This window comes from Methylocaldum sp. MU1018, assembly GCF_053646775.1.
Genome location: NZ_CM132195.1, coordinates 2103294 through 2121342 on the forward strand (window position 1 = coordinate 2103294; position 18049 = coordinate 2121342).

The 18049-nt window shown below is 59.2% G+C and carries 18 protein-coding genes; 10 read left to right on the plus strand and 8 right to left on the minus strand.

Annotation, left to right across the window (positions count from 1 at the left end; genetic code table 11):
• Positions 1 to 6: 6 nt before the first annotated feature.
• Together ACWJKU_RS09670 and ACWJKU_RS09675 are read right to left on the minus strand one after the other, a co-directional pair.
• The gene (locus ACWJKU_RS09670) at positions 7 to 1215 is read right to left on the minus strand and encodes a phospholipase D-like domain-containing protein (RefSeq protein WP_454142098.1); all 1209 of its coding nucleotides are present in this window, start codon (positions 1213 to 1215) and stop codon (positions 7 to 9) included.
• A gap of 328 nt (positions 1216 to 1543) precedes the next feature.
• Positions 1544 to 3610 carry a thioredoxin domain-containing protein gene (locus tag ACWJKU_RS09675; RefSeq protein ID WP_454142099.1) on the minus strand — a complete coding sequence of 689 codons (2067 nt, stop codon included), beginning with the start codon at positions 3608 to 3610 and terminating at the stop codon, positions 1544 to 1546.
• Between the two features lie 125 nt (positions 3611 to 3735).
• On the opposite strand from ACWJKU_RS09675, the gene ACWJKU_RS09680 reads away from it, so the two are divergent.
• Positions 3736 to 4761 (plus strand): alpha/beta fold hydrolase, encoded by a 1026-nt coding sequence (locus ACWJKU_RS09680; protein WP_454142100.1) that lies wholly within the window; start codon positions 3736 to 3738, stop codon positions 4759 to 4761.
• A 174-nt stretch (positions 4762 to 4935) separates the two neighbouring features.
• Here ACWJKU_RS09680 and ACWJKU_RS09685 read toward each other — a convergent pair whose 3' ends face one another.
• From ACWJKU_RS09685 to ACWJKU_RS09695, 3 genes are read right to left on the minus strand one after another with little or no spacing between them, the layout of a single operon-like run.
• Positions 4936 to 6063, minus strand: a complete 1128-nt coding sequence (locus ACWJKU_RS09685; RefSeq protein ID WP_454142101.1) for a sodium ion-translocating decarboxylase subunit beta — start codon at positions 6061 to 6063, stop codon at positions 4936 to 4938.
• Between the two features lie 8 nt (positions 6064 to 6071).
• On the minus strand, positions 6072 to 7856 hold the full coding sequence (gene oadA / locus ACWJKU_RS09690) for a sodium-extruding oxaloacetate decarboxylase subunit alpha (RefSeq protein ID WP_454142102.1): 1785 nt from the start codon (positions 7854 to 7856) through the stop codon (positions 6072 to 6074).
• 38 nt (positions 7857 to 7894) lie between these two features.
• The gene (locus ACWJKU_RS09695; protein WP_454142103.1) at positions 7895 to 8335 is read right to left on the minus strand and encodes an OadG family protein; all 441 of its coding nucleotides are present in this window, start codon (positions 8333 to 8335) and stop codon (positions 7895 to 7897) included.
• Positions 8336 to 8480: 145 nt separating this feature from the next.
• Between ACWJKU_RS09695 and ACWJKU_RS09700 the strand changes: the two genes are divergently transcribed.
• The 8 genes from ACWJKU_RS09700 to ACWJKU_RS09735 all read left to right on the plus strand — a co-directional run bounded on the left by ACWJKU_RS09700 (position 8481) and on the right by ACWJKU_RS09735 (position 15416).
• Positions 8481 to 9050, plus strand: coding sequence for a DUF2726 domain-containing protein (locus ACWJKU_RS09700; protein ID WP_454142104.1), 570 nt, complete (start codon positions 8481 to 8483; stop codon positions 9048 to 9050).
• Positions 9051 to 9058: 8 nt separating this feature from the next.
• A complete protein-coding gene (locus tag ACWJKU_RS09705) occupies positions 9059 to 9400 on the plus strand; it encodes an ArsC family reductase (RefSeq protein ID WP_454142106.1) in 342 nt (113 codons plus the stop codon).
• Positions 9397 to 10527, plus strand: a complete 1131-nt coding sequence (dapE, locus tag ACWJKU_RS09710; protein WP_454142108.1) for a succinyl-diaminopimelate desuccinylase — start codon at positions 9397 to 9399, stop codon at positions 10525 to 10527. The genes ACWJKU_RS09705 and dapE overlap by 4 nt, the downstream gene beginning before the upstream one ends.
• Positions 10528 to 10538: 11 nt before the next feature.
• The gene (sseA, locus tag ACWJKU_RS09715) at positions 10539 to 11399 is read left to right on the plus strand and encodes a 3-mercaptopyruvate sulfurtransferase (protein WP_454142109.1); all 861 of its coding nucleotides are present in this window, start codon (positions 10539 to 10541) and stop codon (positions 11397 to 11399) included.
• 297 nt (positions 11400 to 11696) lie between these two features.
• Positions 11697 to 11927: an exodeoxyribonuclease VII small subunit gene (locus ACWJKU_RS09720; RefSeq protein WP_454142110.1), complete on the plus strand. Its 231-nt coding sequence runs from the start codon at positions 11697 to 11699 to the stop codon at positions 11925 to 11927.
• A complete protein-coding gene (gene ispA, locus ACWJKU_RS09725; RefSeq protein WP_454142111.1) occupies positions 11917 to 12819 on the plus strand; it encodes a (2E,6E)-farnesyl diphosphate synthase in 903 nt (300 codons plus the stop codon). The genes ACWJKU_RS09720 and ispA overlap by 11 nt, the downstream gene beginning before the upstream one ends.
• Before the next feature lie 160 nt (positions 12820 to 12979).
• Complete coding sequence (gene dxs / locus ACWJKU_RS09730) at positions 12980 to 14899, plus strand: 1-deoxy-D-xylulose-5-phosphate synthase (RefSeq protein ID WP_454142112.1); 1920 nt, start codon at positions 12980 to 12982, stop codon at positions 14897 to 14899.
• 1 nt (position 14900) lies between these two features.
• Positions 14901 to 15416 carry an adenine phosphoribosyltransferase gene (locus ACWJKU_RS09735; RefSeq protein WP_454142113.1) on the plus strand — a complete coding sequence of 172 codons (516 nt, stop codon included), beginning with the start codon at positions 14901 to 14903 and terminating at the stop codon, positions 15414 to 15416.
• Here the strand turns inward: ACWJKU_RS09735 and ACWJKU_RS09740 are convergent.
• A complete protein-coding gene (locus ACWJKU_RS09740) occupies positions 15410 to 15736 on the minus strand; it encodes a hypothetical protein (RefSeq protein ID WP_454148200.1) in 327 nt (108 codons plus the stop codon). The two genes, ACWJKU_RS09735 and ACWJKU_RS09740, sit on opposite strands and share 7 nt — an antisense overlap.
• On the opposite strand from ACWJKU_RS09740, the gene cpdA reads away from it, so the two are divergent.
• A complete protein-coding gene (cpdA, locus tag ACWJKU_RS09745; RefSeq protein WP_454148098.1) occupies positions 15641 to 16408 on the plus strand; it encodes a 3',5'-cyclic-AMP phosphodiesterase in 768 nt (255 codons plus the stop codon). The genes ACWJKU_RS09740 and cpdA overlap by 96 nt on opposite strands.
• Positions 16409 to 16426: 18 nt before the next feature.
• On the opposite strand, the gene ACWJKU_RS09750 is transcribed toward cpdA, so the two are convergent.
• Positions 16427 to 17620, minus strand: coding sequence for a hypothetical protein (locus ACWJKU_RS09750; protein ID WP_454142114.1), 1194 nt, complete (start codon positions 17618 to 17620; stop codon positions 16427 to 16429).
• Positions 17617 to 17811, minus strand: a complete 195-nt coding sequence (locus ACWJKU_RS09755; protein ID WP_454142115.1) for a hypothetical protein — start codon at positions 17809 to 17811, stop codon at positions 17617 to 17619. The genes ACWJKU_RS09750 and ACWJKU_RS09755 overlap by 4 nt, the downstream gene beginning before the upstream one ends.
• Positions 17812 to 18049 lie beyond the last annotated feature (238 nt).

Below are 18049 nucleotides of genomic sequence, written 5' to 3' on the forward strand. Positions count from 1 at the left end.
GATGCCTCAAATCCAATATTTCGCGAAAAGAATCACATGCGCCAGGAACCGTTGCCATAACGGCCGGTTCGGATAGGCTGCGCGCAGGATTTCGCGGGAATGGTTCAGATCCCTCGAAAACTCCGACGCCAGCGCCGACTTCGCGTCCGTCCGGCTTAGAACGTAATCGATTTCAAGATCGTGCCTGAGACTCCGCGAGTTCATATTGCTCGAACCCACCGTCATCCAGTCGTCGATGATGATGGTCTTGGCGTGCAGCACGCCGGGCTGATACTCGTAAATTCTCACGCCGCGATCCAGCAGGCTTCCGTAAAAGGTTGCCGAAGTCCACGGCATGAAGAACACATCCGATACCGAGGGCAGAATGATACGGACGTCGACGCCTCGTTTCGCGGCTCGGACGAGCGCGTGCAGCAGACGCTCGTCGGGTACGAAATAGGCGTTCGTGATCCAGATACGCCGCTTGCTCCGGCCGATCCGCCGCAACAGATCCCTCAAGAGCGCGCGGCGCTGGCGCCGGGTATCGTTCAGCCGGAACGGCGACCGCGCTCCCCGGCGCGCCACCGGGCGCCAGCGCCAAGGATTCCAGGCGCGCCGGAAAGCCCGGCCGGGCGGCTGGGTATCGACGTTCTCGGCGCGGACCGCCGTGTCCCGCCACTCTTCTCCGCCATTTGCGACGGGCAGGTGCAGCGCTGAGATGTTGAAACTGCCGATCCAGGCAATCCGCCGGTCGATCAGGCACGTCTTTCGATGATTGCGGTTGTTGAGCCGGGCCAGCAATTGCAAAAACCGAGGCGGCGCCGCACGGCCTCCGGCCATGTGCCGCCATTGCCTGAAGAACCACGGGATCGGATGAAAAATCCTGAAGGGAAATCCGGCCTCTTCGAGGGTTATGAGCAGTTCCCCTCCCGCCAGCGGCAATCCGACGCCGTCCACCAGGAGGCGCACTCTGACGCCCCGCCGATGGGCATGGCTCAAGGCGGCGATGAAGGCGCGCCCGACCGCGTCCAGTTCGAAGATATAGGTCTCGAGCAGAACCTCACGGGCGGCCGAGTTGATATCCCGGATGAGATCGATGAAAAACGCGTCCCCCCGAACGTAAAGCCGCTCCTCTATCGGCGGCGTGTCCGCCTCGGGCCGATAAACCGGCGCGGATGCCGCTTTCAGCGCGGCAATCGGAGAATAGGTGCGGTGATCGATCTTGATTTCCTTCACGCGATGCAACCGAAGTGGCGATGGATTTCCGATCGGTTTCGACCTCCGGTCGCGGGCTGAAACCCGCTCCCGCATCAGCCATGAACCTAAAACCGCCGTTGAATCTCCGAAACGGCCGCCATACCGCGTCAGCCGCCTCATGCCCTCTCCCCCAACCCCTCTCCCGAAGGGAGAGGGGCCAGACGCCCTGGTTCCGACCTTCAAAACGCCCTCTCCCTTCGGGAGAGAATCTTGGGAGAAGGGCTGGGGATGAGGGCTTAGAGCTTTTCGGGTTGTTTCCAACGACCGGATTTAGGACGAACCGTTTGAGATGAGCCGTGCGCTTTCGCTATGACGGCGCTTGCAAAAAGGTTCTGAATTCCGACAAAGCGCGAATGGGCGCGAGACATGTCATGCCCGAGCACACATAGGCGACCTCTCCCGCCTCCGCCTTGCGTTCGGCCAAAGTTCCGGGCAACGCCCGCTCATCGGCGGGAATGGCGAACGCCAAGCGTCGAACGTCCGTGACGGGCGAATCGCGGATCGCATCGGTCCAGGCCCTGAGAGCATCCGGTCTCCCGCGCAACACCACGAACTGTGGCGGAAACAGCCGGTCCAGCAGGGCGTTCAGCAAGGCGCCGTGAGCGTGCGGATATTGCCGCACGGAGGCGGCGGCGGCCCGCAAGGTCCGTTCCGCGGCTTCAGTATAGCGGTATTCGCCGACCAGATGGCCGAGCCTGAGCAAGGCCATCGCCGCGACTCCGTTACCCGACGGCATCGATTCGTCCATGAAGGTTTTCGGCCTCTGGATCAGGGTTTCGTGATCGTCGGAAGTGAAGAAAAACCCGCCATGCTCACGGTCTTCGAACCGGGCGAGGAGTTGATCGGCCAGCGTCAGAAGCCAATCGAGGCGGTCCGTCCGCCACCGGTATTGCAACATCTCCAGGCCGGCGTCGAGCAAGAACGCATGATCGTCCAGATAAGCATTGAGATGGGCTTTGCCGTCCTTGCAGGTGGCCAGCAGCCGATTTTCTCCGACGCAAACCTCGCGCCGCAGAAATTCGAAGGCCCGATCCGCCGCATCGATCAGGTCCTGGCGCTCCAGCAACCGGCCGGCAAGCCCCAGGCTTTTGATCATCAGGCCGTTCCAGGCGGTCAGCGCCTTGTCGTCCAGCCCCGGCCCGATTCGTTTTTCGCGAGCCTCGAACAAAGCGGCGCGAGCGGATGCAAGCCGCCTTTCGGCTTCCGCCGGATCGATACTGAGACGGGCCGCGACCTCTTGCAGCGGCGCTTCGACATGCAGGTGCCAATGTCCTTCGAAATTGGGCGGCTCGTTCAACCCGTAATGAAGCTCCGCCACGGCGTATTGTTCCGGAGAGAGAAGCGCTTTTATCTCATTCCGGTCCCAAACGTAATACTTGCCTTCCTCGCCCTCGGAATCCGCATCCAGACTGGAATAAAACCCGCCTTCCGGCGACTGCATTTCCCGCACGACCCATTCCGCCGTCCCCTCGGCGATCTTGCGGAACAAGGGATTCCGGGTCATCCGCCAGGCCTCGGCGTACAATGACAAAAAAACGCCGTTGTCGTAAAGCATTTTCTCGAAGTGCGGGATTTCCCAGGCGGCATCCACCGAATAGCGGTAAAACCCGCCGCCGATCTGATCGTAAATGCCGCCTTCCGCCATCTTGACGAGCGTCGTCGTCGCCATTCCGAGGCAGGCGGCGTGTTCATCCGGATTTTGACGCCATAACCGCAGCAGGAATTCGAGATTGGACGCTTGCGGGAATTTCGGCGCATTGCCGAATCCGCCGTTGATGCCGTCGAAATCGGCTTCCAACTCGCGCTTTGCCCGGATCAGAAGACTTGCATCCGGAGTTTCCGAACCTTCTTCTTGTCTAATCGATCGTAGAATGTGGACGAAAGACGCATTATGATCCTCCAGATCTTGTTTCTGCCGGCGATAGTATTCGGCCACCTGCTTCAGCAGAGTGCCGAATGCCGGCAACTGGTAACGAGCGGTATTCGGGAAGTAGGTGCCGCCGAAGAACGGTAACTGATTGTGCGGGTTGAGAAACATGGTCAGCGGCCAGCCGCCGGGACGGCGAGCGATAATTTGATGCGCCAGTTGATACACCTTGTCTAAATCCGGCCGTTCCTCACGATCCACCTTGATGTTGACGAACAGTTCGTTCATCACCGCGGCGGTCGCTTCATCCTCGAACGACTCATGGGCCATGACGTGACACCAATGGCAGGCCGAATATCCGATGGACAGCAGGATCGGCTTGTCCTCCTCGCGGGCTTTTGCGAGCGCCTCGTCGCCCCAGGGATACCAATCGACCGGATTGTCGGCGTGTTGCAACAAATAGGGACTGGTTTCGAAGCTCAGACGGTTTTTGCGAATGGCGTTCATTAAGCTGCACCTTTTCTGGGAGCGGAATATCGGATCTTTTCCGGCAGCGACGACCGTCACGGGGTCGACAGACCCGCCGCTTCGGTATATCGCTATTTCGACACTTTACCAACGGAAGAATTATCGTGGCCACCACATTATTTCCCTCCTGCGGGAAACCGCCTTTATTCGTTTCGCACCCGGCGCGACGATCGTCGCGCGCTGCCCCGCTGTCCACTCCGTTCGATTTCGTCGGCAACCTGCGGACCGTCGAAGGCGCGACCATCCGCTACGGAATAGCCCGCCCGGTCAAGGCCGTAAAGCGAGGGTCCGTGCTGCTGCTCCAGGGGCGCGCCGAGTGCCTGGAAAAATATCGCGAAATCGTCGAAGGTCTTACCGCCAGAGGCTTTTACGTCTATTCGTTCGACTGGCACGGACAGGGCTTATCCGAGCGCTTCGTGAAAGGGCGGAAAAAAACCGACGTAAAATCTTTCGACGATTATCTGGAAGACATCGCGTTGTTCGTCCGGGAGGTGTGGTGTTTGCCGGAGGCCCGCCGATACGTCATCGCCCATTCCACCGGCGGGCACGTGGCCTTGCGCTTCATGGCGGAACAGCACTTGAAGGTCGATGGCGCCCTGCTTTGCGCGCCCATGATCGATCTCAAAACCAAGGGCTGGCCGCGCTGGTTCGCGCCGATACTGGTCGGCGCCGCCGTCGGCCTGGGATTCGCGGACTGTCAGGTGCCGGGAGAGCGGCATCATCTGCCGTCGCTGCGTCGATTCGAGGGCAATAACCTGACCAGCGATCCCGAACGGTTCCGGATTTTGCCGGACCTCGTCCGAACTCATCCGGAACTGGAGCGCCGCGGCGCGACATACCGCTGGGTGCGATCGGCGTTCGCTTCGATCGTCAAGCTGAACGCGCCGGGAGTCGCCGAGTCGATCGCCGTGCCGGTGACGATTCTGATGGGAGACGACGACCGGATCGTCGACGCCGAGGCGGCGCAGCGATTCGCGCAACGGTTGCCGAACGGCCGGCTGCTGTTGCTCGAAGGGGCGCGCCACGAAATCATGATGGAAAACGACGCCATACTGGCCCGGTTCTGGGAGGCCGTAGACGCCATGACGGGAACGGACCGGGCGGATTTGCGAACGGCCGCCGGGCTGTGACGGCCGTTCAGTCGATCGAACCAAGGCTCCGACGATCCGCCCGTTCGAATCGAACCGCGCCGTCGCAAAGCGGCTGAATCTGAAACGCGCTGGCCGCTCCGTTTGAGCCAGTCGAACGGCGGATTTATCGAAAATCGGGCTTTGCCGAAGGACTCCGGTAAATCTTTCGCCCGCTTACCGGACCAGCGCCAGAAGAACGCCGGCTGCCACCGCCGAGCCGATAACCCCAGCCACGTTCGGTCCCATGGCATGCATGAGCAGGAAGTTGTAAGGGTTGCTCTCCTGCCCGACCTTGTTGGCCACCCGGGCGGACATCGGCACTGCGGAAACCCCGGCCGCGCCGATCAGCGGATTGACCTTGTTGTCGCTGAATCTGTTCATCGCCTTGGCCATGAGCACGCCGGAAGCCGTGCCGAAGCTGAAGGCGATCGCTCCCAGCACCAGAATGCCCAGGGTTTCCGGCCGCAAAAACTGGGCCGCGCTGAGTTTCGATCCGACCGAGAGCCCCAGAAAGATCGTGACGATATTGATCAGCTCGTTCTGCGCCGTTTTGCTCAAGCGCTCGACGACGCCGCATTCGCGCATCAGATTGCCGAGGCAGAACATGCCGATCAAAGGGGCCGCCGACGGCAACAGCATGGCGGTGAGAATCAGCAAGACCACCGGAAAGACGATCTTTTCCTTGCGGCTGACGATCCGGAGCTGCGCCATCTCGATCAGGCGCTCCTCGGGCGTCGTCAAGGCGCGCATGATCGGCGGCTGGATCAGCGGCACCAAAGCCATGTAGGAGTAAGCCGCCACCGCGATCGCGCCCAACAGTTCCGGCGCCAGCTTGGAGGCGACGTAAATCGCCGTGGGTCCGTCGGCCCCGCCGATGATGGCGATGGCTGCGGCATCCTTGAACGTGAAATTGATCCCCGGAACGAGATTCAGCGTCAAGGCCCCGAACAAGGTGCCGAAGATGCCGAATTGCGCGGCCGCCCCCAGAAGCAGGGTCTTGGGATTCGCCAGCATGGGGCCGAAATCGGTCATCGCCCCCACGCCCATGAAGATGAGCAAGGGGAATATGCCCGTTTTGATTCCGTAGTAAAGATAAGACAGCAAGCCGCCGTCCTCGGCGATCCCGGCCACCGGGATGTTGCTCAAAACCGCGCCGAAACCGATGGGGAGCAGGAGCAGCGGCTCGAAACCCTTGCGGATGGCCAGAAAGATCAACAGAAAGCCGACGGCCATCATCAAAGCCTGGCCCATCTCGAAATTCGACAGGCCGGTGCTCTGCCACAGTTGGATGAAACCCTCCATCGGCTACCTCACCCCAGGGTCAGCAAGACATCGTTGGCCGCGACGGTATCCCCGACCTTGACCGCGATGTGAGCCACCGTTCCGCCCGTCCGGGTACGAACCTCGGTTTCCATCTTCATGGCTTCCATCACCACCACGACCTCGCTTTCCGCTACGAACTGCCCTTCCTTAACGTTGATCCTGAGGATATGTCCGGCCATCGGCGCCTTCACCGCTTCGCCGGCGCCCGTGCGAACCGCGGGCTGCGGAGCCGGGCTCGCCGAGGGTTGTATCGATGCGATGGCGCCGCCCGGAGCGACCTCGACGTGATAAACCCGGCCGTTGACCGTGACCGTGTAAGCCTTGCCGCCGTCCGCGGATGCCGCGGCCTGAGTCACTTCGGCTTTCGCGGCCGGAGCTTCCTCCGTACCCGGCGCGGGCTCGAAGGCCGAAGGATTGCCGCGATTCTGAAGGAAGCGCCAGCCGATCTGCGGGAAGAGCGCATAGGTCAGCACGTCGTCCGCTTCGTTTTCCGCCAGCTTGACCTTGTTTTCAGCGGCCATCTTCTTGAGTTCCGCGGTCAGTTTCGCTACCTCCGGCTCCAGCAGGTCCGCCGGCCGGCAGGTGATCGGCTCGGAATCCTCGAGCACCCGCCGTTGCAGTTCCTGGTTGACCGGAGCGGGCGGCGCGCCGTATTCGCCCCGGAGCACGCCCGCGGTTTCCTTGGCGATCGTCTTGTAGCGCTCGCCCGCCAGCACGTTGATGACGGCCTGGGTTCCGACGATCTGCGAGGTGGGCGTGACCAGAGGGATGAAGCCCAAATCTTCCCGAACCCTGGGAATCTCTTCCAGCACTTCGTCGAACCGGTCCAAAGCGCCCTGCTCTTTCAACTGGCTTTCCATGTTGGTCAACATGCCGCCGGGAACTTGCGCCACCAGGATGCGGCTGTCGACGCCTTTCAGACTGCCTTCGAATTTGGCGTATTTTTTTCTGACTTCACGGAAATAAGCGGCGATTTCTTCGAGGAGGTGCAGATCCAGGCCGGTGTCTCGCTTATGCCCCTGATAGGTCGACACGATGGCTTCGGTGGGGCTGTGGCCGTAGGTCATGCTCATGGACGAGATCGCGGTGTCCACGTTGTCGATGCCGGCTTCCACGGCCTTGACGATGGTCGCAGTGCTGAGCCCGGTCGTGGCGTGGCATTGCATGTGGATCGGAACCGCGACCGCTTTCTTCAGGCGTTTGATCAGTTGCTCGGCCACGTAAGGCTTCAAAAGGCCCGCCATGTCCTTGATGCAGATGGAATGCGCTCCCATGTCCTCCAGCCGCTTCGCCAGATCGACCCACATGGAAATAGTGTGCACCGGGCTCACGGTGTAGGAGATCGTGCCCTGGGCATGCTTGCCGGCAGCGATGGTTGCCTTGATGGCTCTCTCGAAATTGCGCAGGTCGTTCAACGCATCGAAGATGCGGAACACGTCCACGCCGTTTTCCGCCGCCCGCTCGACGAACTTGTCCACCACGTCGTCGGCGTAATGGCGGTAACCCAGCAGATTCTGCCCGCGCAGCAGCATTTGCAGGCGGGTGCGCGGCAAAGCCTTTTTGAGCGCGCGCAGGCGCTCCCACGGGTCCTCGCCCAAATAGCGGATACAGGCGTCGAAGGTCGCTCCACCCCAACTTTCGAGCGACCAGAAACCGACTCGATCCAGCTTGTCGCAAATCGGCAGCATGTCCTCGAGCCGCAAACGGGTAGCCAGCAGGGACTGATGCGCGTCACGCAGCACGACGTCGGTTATGCCTAAGGGGTTAGCCATGGAACAGACTCCTAAGTTCTTCTCTGTAATAAGTTGTGTTATTGATTCTGGTATCGGTGAATGGCGGCCGTTATGGCCGCTACGATCTCGGTTTGATCCGATTCGATGTCCGACGCCGGGACAGAAGCCTCTGGAGCGTGTTCCGGTTCAGGTGTGTAGCGATCGAGCAGCTTCGATGTGATGCCGATTACCCAAACCAGCAACGATAAAAAGAGATACACGATCGTCATGCCGATCAGCATGAGCTTGACACCGGAAAGCAGCAATTCGGCTATTGAATATTCCATGTCTGGCAAAAGCTGTGAACAAACGGACGAATGATAATGTGCAAACCGTCGAAAGTCGAACCAGATTGTTGCGTGCTTGCCGCAAATCCTTAGCGCCGGAACCCTCGGCTGCCGGCGAGTTCCGGCACGACCCGGAGCGCCGGTTTTTGAGGTGCGCCATGAAGCGGCGGCTTTCGGTATAATGCGGCGCAAATCGAACGATCATCCACGCTAGCCCCTGGTTGACACTCGAGCCGAGCTGCTCCCCGTTTCGCCGCTTTCTTCCGGCGAATCGAGGGCACGGCGGCGTTTTGGCGAGATCCGCCTTCAGGTAACCCGGCATTTTGGAGATAAATGAATGAACTGGTTGATTCTTGTCGGGGTCGCCGCGCTTGCCGCCGTGGTTTTGTTCGCCCGAAGCTCGTCGAAATCTTCCGAAAAGGCAGGGAAGCCTGTCTTTCGCAAGCAGGATTTTCTATTTTCGCCCGAGCAGCGGGTTTTCTTTTTCGCCCTAAAACAAGCTGTCGGCGAGGATTATGAAATTTTCGGCAAAGTCCCCGTGATCGAGCTGATTTCCCCGCGCGACAAAGAGCCGCGTCACGGCACGACCAAGGCGTTCGATCAGGTCGCCGACCGCTGCCTCGATTTCGTCCTGTGCGGCAAAACCGATCTGGCCGTCGCCTGCGCTCTGGAACTCTGCGAGCACGCCCCGTCCGGAAAACGATCGGCGCCCTCTGGCGATCCCTTGAGAACCGTCTGCGAAACCGCCGGTCTCCCTTTGGTGCGGATCGAAGCCGGACCGCTGTACGATGCCGCGGAGATCAAACAAGCCGTTGCCTCGGCCGTGCGCAAGGAGCCCTTGTATCTGATCGAATCGGACGGCCGCAAGGAACCCCGGATTTCCGGCCTCGAAAACCTCGAACTGTGATCCGGCCCATGATCGAACTCTACGGCATTCGAAACTGCGACACCTGCAAGAAAGCGCGCGCCTGGCTCGACGCGCACGGTACGATCTACCGGTTTCACGATTTTCGGGACGACGGCCTGGATCAGTCCGTTCTCGAACGCATCGAAAGCGCGCTCGGCTGGGAAAATCTTCTCAACCGGCGCAGCACGACCTGGCGTCAGCTCGATGATGCCGATCGGATGGATTTGACCCGCGAAAAAGCCCTGCACCTGATGCGGCGTTCCCCGACATTGATCAAGCGGCCGGTACTCGTGGCAAACGACACGATTTTGGCCGGATTTTCGCCGGAACAATACGAAAAGGCACTATGAGCGATACTTTGGATTTGACGATCGAACTGATCCGGCGCCCGTCGGTGACGCCCGACGACGCCGGCTGCATGGACTTGATCGCCGCCAGGCTGGAACCTTTCGGCTTCAAGACCGAGTGGTTCAATTTCGAAGACACCAAGAACATCTGGCTGAGGCGAGGAGATTCTTCGCCATTGCTGGTCTTTCTGGGTCATACCGATGTGGTGCCCGCCGGCCCCCTGGAGGATTGGACCTCGTCCCCGTTCGAACCGAGCATCCGCGACGGCCGGCTTTACGGAAGAGGCGCGGCCGACATGAAAAGCGGCGTCGCCGCCATGACTACGGCTCTGGCGCGATTCGCCGCCCGCCATCCCGATCACGAGGGATCGGTCGCCCTGCTTCTCACCAGCGACGAGGAAGGTGCGGCGACCAACGGCGTGGTCAAGGTCATCGAGTGCTTGCAGAGCCGCAACGAAAAAATCGACTGGTGCCTCATCGGCGAGCCTTCCTGCTTCGAGCAACTGGGAGACGTGATCCGCGTCGGCCGGCGCGGCTCGCTGTGCGGCGTCTTGCGGCTGTTCGGCGTGCAGGGTCATGTGGCCTATCCGGACAAGGCGGAAAACCCGATTCATCGCTTCGCGCCCGCCCTCTCGGAGTTGACCGGCGAAGTCTGGGACCGGGGCAACGAATACTTCCCGCCCACCAGCTTCCAGATATCCAACATCCAGGCCGGAACCGGCGCCGAAAACGTGATTCCCGGGCGGCTGGACGTTTCGTTCAACTTCCGCTTTTCGACGGCGTTGACGGAAGATCAGATAAAGCGGCGCGTTCACGCCATACTGGACAAACACGGCTTGAAATACGAATTGAGCTGGCGGCTGTCCGGCGCGCCTTTCCTGACGACCCGGCCGGAACTCATCGAAGCCGCTCAACAGGCGCTCGAAACCGTCCTGAAGCAACGCGCGCGGCCGGATACCGGCGGCGGCACCTCCGACGGGCGCTTCGTCGCGCCGACCGGAGCGCAGGTGGTCGAACTGGGACCGATCAACGGCAGCATTCACAAAATCAACGAACACGTGCGTATCGAGGATATCGACAAGCTGTCGGAGGTTTACGAACAGATCCTCGTCAATCTGCTCGCGTCATAGAGATCCCGATCATGGCAAAAGATGCGCAATCCCCTTTAGTGAGCGCGGAATGGCTGGCCAGCCGCCTTCATTCCTCCGATGTCGTGGTTCTCGATGCCACGTTCTTTCTCCCCAATCAAGGGCGCAATGCAAAGCAGGAGTATTCCGCCGCTCACATTCCGGGAGCACGGTTCTTCGATATCGACGCCGTCGCCGATCGAGCCGATCCGCTGCCTCACATGCTGCCCTCGCCCGAATTCTTTGCCGCATCGGCAGGCCGGCTGGGCATCGACAATCGAACCCATGTCGTCGTTTACGACAATAACAGCTTCATGGCCTCGGCCCGGGTCTGGTGGACTTTCCGCGTGTTCGGCCATGACCGCGTGTCGGTTCTGGACGGCGGACTGGCGCACTGGAAATCCCGTGACTTGCCGCTCGATTCAGGCTGCGTAACCGCCGAATCCCGCCTGTTCGAGGCGACATTCGACCCGACCTTGGTCCGGAGCCTCAAAGAAATGACGGCGCTCCTAGGCGATGCCGAAACGCAAATCATCGACGCCCGCTCGCCCGGCCGCTTCGCCGGAATCGAAGCCGAACCTCGTCCCGGCATCCGATCGGGCCATATTCCGGGAAGCCTGAATCTCTTCTTCAAGAGACTGATCGACGAAACGACGCAGTGTTTGAAACCCGCCGATCAGATCCGAAAAGAATTCGAGCAGGCCGGCGCCGATTTCGCGAAACCGATCGTCACCACGTGCGGAACGGGCGTGACTGCGTCCGTACTCGCTCTCGGTCTTTATCGTCTCGGTCATGAATCCGTCGCCGTCTATGACGGTTCATGGACCGAATGGGGCGGCCGAAGCGATACGCCGGTAAGCGGAAGCGGTGGTTAATGCTCCCGAAAACAGATCGTATTCCTGTCGATATGGCACTTCCGGATCGAGCTTTTTGAATAATTAAGGGCGCCTCGAAAAACCTGCCCGGTTCAGGCTTCGACAGACTCGGTGCGAACGGAACCGATCGATCCGATGGGAACCGTTCGCACCGAACGGGTCGAAGTGCATGGTTTTTCGAGGCGCCCTAAGTAATAAGATAAAAATCCGACTGTTTTTATCAAGTTCCAACATCTGAGATAATGGGCGTCTGCTCTCAATCGAAAGGCATTGGAATCTTCCGTCGGGCATGCCGATATGGCCAAAAAAAACCTGAATTTCGAAGAATCTCTGGCCGAACTGGAGCAATTGGTGGAACGCATGGAACAGGGCAGCCTTCCCTTGGAGGAATCGCTCAAGCTGTTCGAGCGCGGGATTCAACTGACTCGCGTCTGCCAAAAGGCATTGAAAGAAGCCGAACAAAAGGTCCAGATTTTGCTGGAAGAAAACGGAGAACCTACGTTAAAGCCCTTTGCCGATGAATCTTGAAACCGATTTGAATCATTTTATGCGGCTCTGCCAAACCCGGGCAGAATCAGCCTTGGACGCCAGACTGCCGGCCGCGGACCGGATGCCGGAACGCCTGCATCAAGCGATGCGCTATTCCGTCTTGGGGGGCGGAAAAAGACTGCGCCCCTTGCTGACCTACGCTACCGGACAGGCCGTCGGCGTTCCCTGGGAATGTCTCGACGGTCCGGCCTGCGCGGTGGAATTCATTCACGTTTATTCGCTCATTCACGACGATTTGCCGGCGATGGACGATGACGACCTGCGCCGCGGCAAGCCCACCTGCCATATCGCATTCGACGAAGCAACGGCAATCCTGGCGGGCGATGCCCTGCAGACGTTGGCTTTTCACGTTCTGGCGCACGATCCGTCCATTAAGGCGCCTACCGACAGCCGTCTTGCGATGCTTGAAACCTTGGCGACGGCGAGCGGATCGTTCGGCATGGTCGGCGGCCAGGCCATAGACCTCGAATCGGTCGGAAAAATCCTGGATCTGCCGAGCCTGGAAAACATGCATATCCGGAAAACGGGAGCCCTCATTCGGGCCAGCGTCAAGCTGGCGGCCCTGGCCGATCCGTCGCTCGACGGCGACATCGCCGACAAGCTGGACCATTACGCGAAATGCATCGGTCTGGCGTTCCAGATTCAGGACGACGTCTTGGACGAAGAAAGCGACACTCAGACCCTGGGCAAAACCCAAGGCAAGGACCGAGACAACAACAAGCCCAATTACCCCGCGCTCTTGGGACTGGCGGGCGCCAAACAAAAGGCGCGCGACCTCCATGAAGAGGCCGTGGAGACCTTATCCGGCTTCGGTGCCGAAGCGGAAATCCTTCGCGCGTTGTCGCTCTTCATTATCGAGCGGCGCGCCTGAGCCCTCTCGGCGAAAGCGATATTGCGCCCCTGAAACGGCAGCCGAAGAACAAACTATCCTTGAAAGCCAAAACTTCGAGTTTCATAATTGGCCGGCTGATACCTGACTCAGGATCATCTTTTACCCGCGAATAAGCCTGGTTTGAAGCCTCATAACATCAATGAACAAAGCGAACGAATACCCTCTCCTGCAAACCGTCGGCAGTCCCGCGGACCTGCGCGCCCTACCCGAAGACCAGCTACCCCAGCTCGCCGACGAGCTACGCTCTTTCCTGTTGGCCAGCGTCAGTCAGTCGGGCGGTCATTTGGCGGCCGGATTGGGTACGGTCGAGCTCACCATCGCGCTGCACTATGTCTTTGACACCCCTGAAGACAAGCTGGTCTGGGATGTGGGCCATCAGGCCTATCCCCACAAAATCCTGACCGGACGCCGCGAACGGATGCTTTCCATTCGCAAGAAAGACGGTCTCTCCGCCTTTCCGAATCGGGATGAAAGTCCTTACGACTGCTTCGGCGTCGGCCACTCGAGCACGTCGATCAGCGCGGCGCTCGGCATGGCGATCGCCGCATCGCTCCGGAAGCGCGACACCCATGCCGTTGCCATTATCGGCGACGGCGGATTGACGGGCGGCATGGCGTTCGAAGCGCTTAACCACGCCGGGGTGCTCGACGCCAATCTGCTGGTCGTGCTCAATGACAACGAGATGTCGATATCGCCCAACGTCGGAGCACTCAACAACTATCTGGCCAAGCTCCTCTCCAGCAAGTTCTACTCGACGGTCCGGCAGGGCAGCAAGCAGATCCTGATGCGGAGCATGCCCAGCGTCTGGGAACTCGCCCGCCGCGCGGAAGAGCATGTCAAAGGCATGGTCGCGCCCGGAACCCTGTTCGAAGAATTGGGGTTCAACTACATCGGGCCGGTCGATGGTCACGATCTCGATACCTTGATTACGACGCTACGCAATTTGCGGGATTTGCCGGGTCCCAGGTTCTTGCACGTCGTGACCAAGAAAGGCAAAGGATACTTGCCGGCGGAGAAAGACCCGGTCGCCTACCACGGCGTTTCGTCCTTCGACCTCAGCAAAGACCATTTGCCGAAATCCAAGCCGGGCAGCCCGAGCTTCACCGAAGTTTTCGGGCAATGGCTGTGCGACATGGCGGAAAAGGACGGTCGTCTGCTCGGCATCACGCCTGCCATGCGGGAGGGTTCCGGACTCGTGGAATTTTCCGCGCGCTTTCCGGACCGTTACTTCGACGTCGGCATCGCCGAACAACATGCGGTAACCTTGGCGGCCGGCCAGGCCTGCGAAGGATACAAGCCGGTGGTCGCGATTTATTCGACTTTCCTGCAGCGCGCCTACGATCAGCTCATACACGATGTGGCGCTTCAGAATCTGCCGGTCCTGTTCGCCATCGACCGTGCCGGTCTGGTCGGACCCGACGGACCGACTCACGCCGGCAGCTTCGATATCAGCTTCATGCGCTGCCTTCCGAACATGCTGATCATGACACCGGCCGACGAAAACGAATGCCGGCAAATGCTGTTCACGGGGTTCCAACACAACGGCCCGGCCGCTGTTCGCTATCCCCGCGGTAAAGGTCCCGGCGTATCCGTTATCAAGGAAATGGCCGCGCTTCCGATCGGCAAGGCCGAGGTCCGGCGGCATGGTAAAAAGATCGCGATACTCGCTTTCGGCACCCTGCTTGCTCCCGCCCTTGAAGCCGGAGAACGAATCGACGGGACCGTGGTCAATGTGCGTTTCGTGAAACCGCTGGACGAAACGCTGATTCTGGAATTGGCGAAGACTCACGAAATGTTCGTGACGGTCGAAGATAATGCCGTAGCCGGCGGGGCCGGCAGCGCCGTCAATGAACTTCTCCAATCCCGCCAGTGCTACGTTCCCGTACTCAATCTCGGCTTGCCCGACGAGTTCCTCGAACAGGGCAGCCGCGAAGAACTGCTGGCGCTTTGCGGCTTGGATTCCGATGGAATCGCGGGCGCCATCGAGCGGTACGCGGGAAGCCTCGATACCTTGAAACCGGCTTCGCTTCGCGCCGCGGCGGCCAAGCGGGGACTCTGAAATGGAGAAACTCAAAGCCTCCATAAGAGACATTCCCGATTTTCCGAAACCGGGCATCCTCTTTAAAGACATTACCCCGCTGGTCAAGGATCCGTCTGCTCTGCGACTCGCGGTGCACCATTTGCTGCACCCATATCTGGGCCGGGGAATCACAGCCGTTGCCGGCATGGAAGCACGCGGTTTCATTTTTGGATCGCTGGTCGCCTGGGAACTGGGCGTAGGGTTCGTACCTCTTCGAAAACCCGGCAAACTCCCTTACGACGTCCAGAGCATCAGCTACGATCTCGAATACGGTTTAGCCTCGCTCGAAATGCACATCGATGCTTTAGGCCCGGGAGACAAAGTTCTCCTGGTCGACGACCTATTGGCTACCGGCGGTACCGCGAAAGCCAGTTGCGAGCTCGTTGAATCCTTGGGCGCGGAAATCGTCGCCTGCGCCTTCGTCGTGGAACTCGACGAACTGAAAGGGCGAGAAAAATTGGAACGCTATCCCGTTCATTCACTCTTACATTATTGATCGCCCGACAACATTTCTGCTTTATCCGCCGATGAGCTTACACGCGGCGCGTTTCTTCCGCAGGAGGGAGGGGGACATTCGTCTTCATCGGCGCGCTTGCCGCTTCCAACCGCAGCCGACACCCCATTCGACGGAGCGAAATCGGGATGAATAGCGCCGTCGGCCCTATCGAAAGCACGGACGGTCAGCCGGGCAAAAAATCCGCAGTCGCCCGCATTCTTCACATCACTGATTTTCATTTCCTTGCCGAGCAAGACCGAACGATGCTCGGGATAGAAACCGAGCTCAGTTTTGCGGCTGTCCTGGAAGCGGTCAGGCATAAATCACGGCAACCGGATCTGGCTCTATTGACGGGCGACCTGGTACAGGATCCCTGTGCTTCGAGTTATGAACGCCTCCAACAACGACTGGCCGTTCTGGGCATTCCCTGCTACTGTCTTCCCGGCAACCATGACGACCCTCGGCTCATGTCCGAGTTTTTATCTGCCGGGAACGTTCACCTCCAGCCTCGAATCCTCCTCGACGGATGGCAGATCGTCTGCCTGGACAGCACGATCAGCGGCAAACCGGGCGGACGCCTGGCGGACGATCAACTCCACTTGCTCGAAAATTCACTGGCGGAGCATCCCGAGCGCTACGCCCTCATCGCTCTTCACCATCATCCCGTTCCCAGTGGCAGCCGGTGGATGGATACCATGGTGCTGGAAAATGCCGATGAATTACTGGCGATCGCTCAGGCATCTTTGCGCGTCAGGGGCATTGTGTTCGGCCATGTTCATCAAGCAATGGATGAGAAGCGCGGACACCTGCGCCTGCTCGCCTCCCCCTCGACGTGCTTTCAGTTCAAGCCCCAAAGTCCGACTTTTGCCCTCGATCGAGTTCCGCCCGGCTATCGCTGGATTGAACTTTATTCCGATGGAACGATGGACACCGGTATCGAACGGCTCGCTGAAATGCCGGCGGGCCTGGAGTTCGCATCGAAAGGGTACTGACGGCATTACGCCTCTGCGCTAAAATCGGAAGGAAAGCTCCAGGGCGAACAGATCCCAATCCGGCTCAAGCTTTCGAGGATCCGGATTTTCCGTCGCGGCAAGCCATCCGGTGCCGTGGATGCGGTGATATTCCACTCGAGCCATCCAGCTCGGGGTGATGTCCCAACGCAGCCCGACCGTCCAATCCTTGGCGAAACGACTAAAGCCGGGTCTACCTGTCCGTCGTTCGAATCCCTCACCGTAACGGTCGTTTACGTTCAAATAGAGCACATCGTAACGGACCACCGCCTCAATTTCGTCGGTAAAACGATAAGCGCCCTGAATATAGTAACTCTCGCCTGTCCTCGCAAAATTGGGAAGAAACTGGCCAAAGTGTTTTCCACGATCATTGCGTAGCGCGTACTCAGCTGTTAGCGATAATCGCTCGCCATTGTACTGTGCCGAAAAGATATACGGCTGAAACCAGAAATCGCCACCTGAAAAAACATCACCCTGTCCGGAATCGTAACCCGCTTGCGCTGAAGCGGCGGTAAATGCCAGACGAATAAGGCCGCTGCGGAATTCGTAAAGAAATTGGCCGATATAAGATAGTTTTCCATGGAATTCGCCAGGCCGATCCCTGCCGAGTATTAAACTTTCCAGCGACTTATCGAGCGTAGGCACGCCAATATTCGCCCGCACTGAAAATTCGCCAATCGAACTTTCGTACTCACCGTACACTTGGCCTCCATCCGACGAAAGCGCGAAATTGCGAGTACGATCGAAATAAATGCTTTGAGGCAAAAAGATGGAGGCGCGAGTAAAGGGCACGTCTCGAGTTTCATTGTATAGCCCGAGTGGATTTTTCACGCGTCCGAGACGGACTCCGGCTCTAACATCCGGGGTGTCCAAGGCGGTCAAATCCAGCACACCGTAATCCAGCCGCACCTCCTCATCTTCCAATTCACCGGCGCGGCGATACAGCACTTGTGCCGCCAGCCCCAGGCGGCTCAAGGGTTGCAATGAAACATTAAATCCGGCCTCGGTAAAATCGAAACTTCCGTGCCTACTGTTTCCGTAAAAATTGTTTTTGGAAGTTAAAACAAAATTTTGGCTGATAAAGCCGTGGTATTGAAAGGTATCTTTCCAATCGGCCGAGGAGTCGTGGCAATGCCATAAGAGCGATGAAACGACCGCAAGCCACGTATTATTGAGACGCTTCCCCCTTATCATCGGGTACCTTCGCGAACGGTGAGCGAGCGTACGGTGCCGTCGATTTCCGACTCGGGCAGGTAACCGATGGCTCCCGGCGTCTTTGAAATCAGCATGCGCATTTCCTCGACGGTCGATGCAAGCTCGGGGGCTTGCCCCGTTCCCGAAAACACTTTCCGATCCCAGGTTTGTCTGAGCTGATGAGCAAACATCCCTAAATCCTTTTTGCAGAACTCTTTGTGTATCGGGCTACTATCCGGCAGAACGAACACGACTACCTGAGTGCCGTCCGGCCATGAACGTTGCGACATCGTGAACAATGCCCGAGCCTCCTGCTGGCTGATCTCAGAAACGGGGACATCCGGATGTACCACCACGGTTTGCGAAACCGCCGGCATGGAAGCGAATAAAAAAATGGTGAACGCGAGAAAACGCGCGACAAATGGACAA

What these genes read in the sequence shown, in the direction of transcription:
- dapE (WP_454142108.1), top strand. Translation starts at nt 9,397, where the DNA reads ATGAGCGATACTTTGGATTTGACGATCGAACTGATCCGGCGCCCGTCG.
- dxs (WP_454142112.1), top strand. Translation starts at nt 12,980, where the DNA reads ATGAACAAAGCGAACGAATACCCTCTCCTGCAAACCGTCGGCAGTCCC.
- ACWJKU_RS09675 (WP_454142099.1), bottom strand. Translation starts at nt 3,610, where the DNA reads ATGAACGCCATTCGCAAAAACCGTCTGAGCTTCGAAACCAGTCCCTAT.
- oadA (WP_454142102.1), bottom strand. Translation starts at nt 7,856, where the DNA reads ATGGCTAACCCCTTAGGCATAACCGACGTCGTGCTGCGTGACGCGCAT.
- ACWJKU_RS09735 (WP_454142113.1), top strand. Translation starts at nt 14,901, where the DNA reads ATGGAGAAACTCAAAGCCTCCATAAGAGACATTCCCGATTTTCCGAAA.
- ACWJKU_RS09705 (WP_454142106.1), top strand. Translation starts at nt 9,059, where the DNA reads ATGATCGAACTCTACGGCATTCGAAACTGCGACACCTGCAAGAAAGCG.
- ACWJKU_RS09755 (WP_454142115.1), bottom strand. Translation starts at nt 17,811, where the DNA reads ATGTTTGCTCATCAGCTCAGACAAACCTGGGATCGGAAAGTGTTTTCG.
- ACWJKU_RS09720 (WP_454142110.1), top strand. Translation starts at nt 11,697, where the DNA reads ATGGCCAAAAAAAACCTGAATTTCGAAGAATCTCTGGCCGAACTGGAG.
- ispA (WP_454142111.1), top strand. Translation starts at nt 11,917, where the DNA reads ATGAATCTTGAAACCGATTTGAATCATTTTATGCGGCTCTGCCAAACC.
- ACWJKU_RS09700 (WP_454142104.1), top strand. Translation starts at nt 8,481, where the DNA reads ATGAACTGGTTGATTCTTGTCGGGGTCGCCGCGCTTGCCGCCGTGGTT.
- sseA (WP_454142109.1), top strand. Translation starts at nt 10,539, where the DNA reads ATGGCAAAAGATGCGCAATCCCCTTTAGTGAGCGCGGAATGGCTGGCC.
- ACWJKU_RS09750 (WP_454142114.1), bottom strand. Translation starts at nt 17,620, where the DNA reads ATGATAAGGGGGAAGCGTCTCAATAATACGTGGCTTGCGGTCGTTTCA.
- ACWJKU_RS09685 (WP_454142101.1), bottom strand. Translation starts at nt 6,063, where the DNA reads ATGGAGGGTTTCATCCAACTGTGGCAGAGCACCGGCCTGTCGAATTTC.
- ACWJKU_RS09740 (WP_454148200.1), bottom strand. Translation starts at nt 15,736, where the DNA reads ATGCCTGACCGCTTCCAGGACAGCCGCAAAACTGAGCTCGGTTTCTAT.